Consider the following 4,617-nt stretch of genomic DNA (forward strand, 5'->3'; position numbering starts at 1 on the left):
CTGCAACCACGCGCTGACGAGCGTTCACGTCGAGGCCGCCCCGGCGCGCGGCGCGCCGCCCGCCGCCTTCAGGGTTTTCGTCGTCGCCTGCCCGGATTGCCGCGCGGCGTTGGGAACGTCGACGATAGGACCGGCGCGTACTGACGCCAGGAGCCGATTTCACGGAGCGTCGCTCGCGAAGACTCATCCACGCTGGCGACAGTCGGTCGGCGGGACTATACGGCGATTGCTCTCGGCGGAGGGTGTGAGACTCCCGCGCGGCACGTTTGCGGTGAGGTCGGCAGGCCAAGAGAGATTTCTCGTTGGACCGACCGTTTAGATAGCCGGGCGTGGGCGCGTCCTTGCTGCCGGAGGCCTGTCTCAGACATCGATCCCCCAGACTTCAATCCCATCGACAGTTTCGAGCTTGTGCTGGCGCTCGTGCCGAAACCCTGCCGCACCGAAGAACACGTATCGGGCGTCCGCATCCGGGCATTCGAGCGCGAGCTTCTTCAGGTCCTTCGCCAGCTTCCGATTGTTCGAGGGATGCCCGGCGGCGAAGACTTCCGCGGCGACAACCTTTGGGGCCACGCTTTCGATGTCGGTACCGCTGGCGGTGCCAAGGTTAAGGCGAAAGCCGCCGGCAGCGGGATGGCGCTCGAAAAGGAACGGCAGCGCCTTGAGCGTGACGAGATAGGTCCACGCCGAGCACACAGGGTTTTGTTTCAGGCGGTTGCCACGACGCCAAGCGCAGCGGCGGTTTTACGGATTCCAGCGTCCGTCGGCTGCGATCCACCAGGCGTACTCCGAAGCGTTCCCGGCGTATTCCGCGGGCTGGTTTCATCGTTCCCGCTCAGCCGACTCGCGTCTCAAAGCCGCCGGCTAGCCCGTTCATGAGGTCAAGCACGACGTTTACCGACTTCTATTGCAACGCAATGGTCATCCCGGCCGAACCGAGGGACACCTCTAAACCAGCCTGCACTCCAAGCAATTCGAGGATGACACCGTTCGCATTCTGAAACCGTGCCACCTGTGCGCCGCCGCCGACCGTAAGTCCGGCGGCCACCGCGCTATAGGTTCCGGCGATGTCGGCCACGGTCCGCATATTGTAGGCGCTGCCCACCAGCGCGGACCCAGCGACCCCAATGGTGCCGAAGCCGGTACTGCCGACACTCAGCCGATATGTCCTGCCTTGAAAGCTCAAGGTCCCTGTGCCACTCCCGGTGCTGACAATGAACCCTGCATTGACGACGTTAAGGTGGACAGTGCCGGTCTCCGCAAGTGACCCGACAGACGCTCCTACCAACATGATTGTTGCGGCCACAAAGCCGGCGCCGAATTTCATTGCAGGAATGGAACCAAGCATTGTCGAGCGTGTGAGAGCACGCACTCTGGTCGCCGGCGAAAACATGAATATTCCTTCCAAGCCCACTCTAGGGAGGACAAATTGAATTGTAGGCGAAATTGTGTCCGAGCGGTCATCAGAACTTTCCTCTCGGACGCGGAGATCTGTTCGAGGGCGATTCTCGGCCAGCCCCCGCTCCCGTAGCACTGTACGGCGATTGCTAAGCAGTCGGACTGAGCTTTGCCACTGAACGCCGATGGCGATACCGGTGCTTCCAGCTTCCGCCCGACGTGCGATCACTCCCCCGCTGAGCGCCGCGTGGACGCTTGGTCTGCTGGCGTGTCGCCGATAGCGATGACGTCTCGTGAAATTTGACGAGAGACGGTTGCGGTTCCGGACGGATCTTTTTACTCAAACGCATAGAGACTACCCAGGAGCTGCGCTTCCCAGTGGATGAGAAAAGCGAACCTGATCGCTCGTTTCCGGTTCTCGTGGAGCTGGCCATCGAAGGGTGGCGATTCCAGAAGCTGTTCACCAAGGCGCTCGCCAAACTCGATCCGGCTGAGGCGGCCCGTTTTGTGAATCAACATCGATTCTTTGTTCGCAAAATCGACGACGCCGTCGCCGCGGTGGGAGTGAGGTTCGTGAGCATCGAGGGGGAGCCGTTCGACGTGGGCGCCGCGGTGACGGCCTTGAACCTGGCGGATTTTGGGCCGGGCGAACAGGTTGTGGTCGACCAGATGATAGAGCCCATCGTCATGAGTCAAACGGGGCTGCTGCGGACGGGTACGGTGATATTGAGAAAGGCTGACCAATGAGCGTTCACGTCGGGATCGACCTCGGCACGACGAACAGTGCGATCTGTTCTTATGACGGGGAAGAGGTCACGCTCTACAAGAGCCCGGAGCAAACGGACGTGACCCCTTCCGCGATCTTTATGGATCGTCGAGTTCGTTACGTGGGAATGCGCGCATACAACGCCTCGGCTCGCGATCCCGGGAACACGGCGACGCTTTTCAAGCGATTGATGGGCACCTCGACGCCAATCAATCTCCCCGCCGTCAACATCGTAATGACGCCGGAGCAGTGTTCCGCCGAGATATTGAAGACCCTGTTCGGCTACCTGCCGGAAGCGATCCGCAACGATCCGGATATTGGCACGGTCATAACCGTCCCGGCAGCGTTCAATCAGATGCAGAAGGATGCGACGCTCCAGGCTGCGGAGGCGGCGGGCCTGGGGAAAGTGGCCCTGATGCAGGAGCCCGTGGCGGCTGTGATGAGCGTGATGCGGAAGCGGCGCTCGGACGGGATATTCCTCGTCTACGACATTGGCGGTGGCACGTTAGACGTCGCCATCGCGCAAAGCATCGGCGGGCGCGTCAGCCTCCTTGGTCAGGGCGGCATCCCGATGTGCGGAGGGCGGGATTTCGACCGCATTCTCGTCGACAACATCGTGGCGCCGTGGCTGTTCGAGAGCTTCGACCTGCCCGAGGATTTCGCTTCGCAGCCAGACTACAAGCGCTTGCGTCGCATGGCGGAGTTCGCCGCCGAGAAGGCCAAGATTGAACTCTCGACGCACGACGAGGCCATCATTTCCGCCTCCGAATCAGAACTGTCGACCAAGGATCGGTCAGGAACGGAGATTTACATCGACTGCACGATCGCGCGAACGCAGTTCGACGCTCTGATAAGAGAGAAAGTCGACGACTCCATCAGTGCCGCACGCGAGGCGATCCAGAAGGCCGGATTGTCGCCGCACGACATCGAGCGGATTGTGTTCGTCGGCGGTCCGAGCCAATACAAGCCGCTCCGCGACCGGGTCGCGTTCGAACTCGGCGTTTCACCTTCGACGGACGTCAACCCGATGACCGCGGTCGTGGAAGGCGCTGCGGTGTTCGCGGAATCGATCGACTGGCAGACGCAGAATCGCGCGCGGAAGAGCAGTCGCGGCACGATCAGCGCCGGCGGCAAACTCGACATTGTGCTCAACTACGTGGCCCGGACGCCGGACACTAGGGGCAAGCTCGTAGTGAAGATCGGAGGAGCCGCGCTTCCCGGTTCGGCGTATCAGGTGGACAGCCTGGACAGCGGCTGGTCGTCCGGCAAGATTGAGCTGAAGGACGGCGCCTCCGTCGACCTCCCTTTGAGCAAGGCGTCAACAAACACATTCAAGATTTTCGTCTTCGATCCGACCGGCGGCCCGATCTCCTTGAAGGAAGACCGGATCATCATCGCTCGCACCGCGGCGACCGTGGACGCCATTCCGGCTTCCCATTCGATCGCGATCGAGGTTCGCGACAAGCTCGGAACGGCGACCGTACTCGACTATTTGGTCAAGGAAGGGGAGCATCTGCCCAAGCGCGGGCAGAGGCTGTACAAGGCTGGAGACTCGATCCGCGCGGGGTCCGCGGATTCCTTGAACTTCAAGCTGTACGAGGGCGATATTGATTACCCCGTGGCGGACAATCGATTCATCGGCCTGATCAAAGTCAGCGGAGATGAGTTCGAGGGCGGGGTGATACCCGCCGGAGCCGATATCATTTGCGATTACGAAATATCGGCCTCGGGCAACGTCGTCCTGGACGTGACGGTTCCCTCGGTCGGCGCCAAGAAGCGATCGGACCGGAACTTCTATTCCCGCAAAGAGGCCGAAACGGACTTCACAAAGGCCGCCAAACGCGTGCGGGACGACGCCGAAGGCGTTCAGGCCCAGCTAGCGGACATCTCCGGCCAGGTCGCCGATCCGGCGCTTCTGGAAGCCTAGGACAAGCTGTCGCGCGCCAGCGCCTTGTCGCCGTCGGAAACGAGTCCGGAGACGACCAAGCAGGCGATGGACGACGTCCAAAGGGCCAAAGAGCTTCTGGCGCGGGCCAGAAAATCGAATTTTCGCGTATTCCGACGCGCTGAACTCGACAGCGTCAAGGTCGGTTTCGATCACCTGCGCAGCCTCGCGAAGCCGGCGGAACAGGAGTCGTTCGACCTGCTCGTTAGGACTGCGGAACGGGACATCTCGAACCCGGGCCCGGACTTCGAGGCTGACCTCGGACACCTTCGATCGAAGTTATTAGCTGTTCTCGCGAGACAGGACTGGTTCGTCGTCGACAGCTTCAATTGGCTCGTCGAGAATCCACACCTGTTCGTAGACTCCGACCTGCACGGACGTCTGGTGGCGGAGGGGAAGGCGGCTGTCGAGCGCAACGATATCGAGGCTCTTCGCGGCGTTCTGGATCAGATGCGAATCAACAGGATTACGCCGCCGAAGATCGACGAATTTCTTGCCAAGTCGAACCTAG

Annotated in this window: 5 protein-coding genes; 3 read left to right on the plus strand and 2 right to left on the minus strand. The window is 61.3% G+C overall.

The window, feature by feature from the left end; translation table 11 throughout:
* Positions 1-360: 360 nt before the first annotated feature.
* Together ACLP25_RS19580 and ACLP25_RS19585 are read right to left on the minus strand one after the other, a co-directional pair.
* Entirely contained in the window at positions 361-693 is a 333-nt protein-coding gene (locus tag ACLP25_RS19580; RefSeq protein ID WP_442470832.1) for a hypothetical protein, read from the minus strand.
* 208 nt (positions 694-901) lie between these two features.
* On the minus strand, positions 902-1,390 hold the full coding sequence (locus ACLP25_RS19585; protein ID WP_442470833.1) for a hypothetical protein: 489 nt from the start codon (positions 1,388-1,390) through the stop codon (positions 902-904).
* Between the two features lie 383 nt (positions 1,391-1,773).
* Here ACLP25_RS19585 and ACLP25_RS19590 point away from each other — a divergent pair, with 383 nt between their 5' ends.
* The 3 genes from ACLP25_RS19590 to ACLP25_RS19600 all read left to right on the plus strand — a co-directional run.
* On the plus strand, positions 1,774-2,142 hold the full coding sequence (locus tag ACLP25_RS19590; RefSeq protein ID WP_442470834.1) for a hypothetical protein: 369 nt from the start codon (positions 1,774-1,776) through the stop codon (positions 2,140-2,142).
* Positions 2,139-4,088, plus strand: a complete 1,950-nt coding sequence (locus ACLP25_RS19595) for an Hsp70 family protein (protein WP_442470835.1) — start codon at positions 2,139-2,141, stop codon at positions 4,086-4,088. The genes ACLP25_RS19590 and ACLP25_RS19595 overlap by 4 nt, the downstream gene beginning before the upstream one ends.
* Before the next feature lie 66 nt (positions 4,089-4,154).
* A partial coding sequence (locus tag ACLP25_RS19600) for a hypothetical protein (RefSeq protein ID WP_442470836.1) occupies positions 4,155-4,617 on the plus strand: 463 nt, incomplete at its 3' end.

The sequence above is a fragment of the Roseiarcus sp. genome (genome assembly GCF_052145395.1).
In the GTDB taxonomy this organism is placed as follows: domain Bacteria; phylum Pseudomonadota; class Alphaproteobacteria; order Rhizobiales; family Beijerinckiaceae; genus Roseiarcus.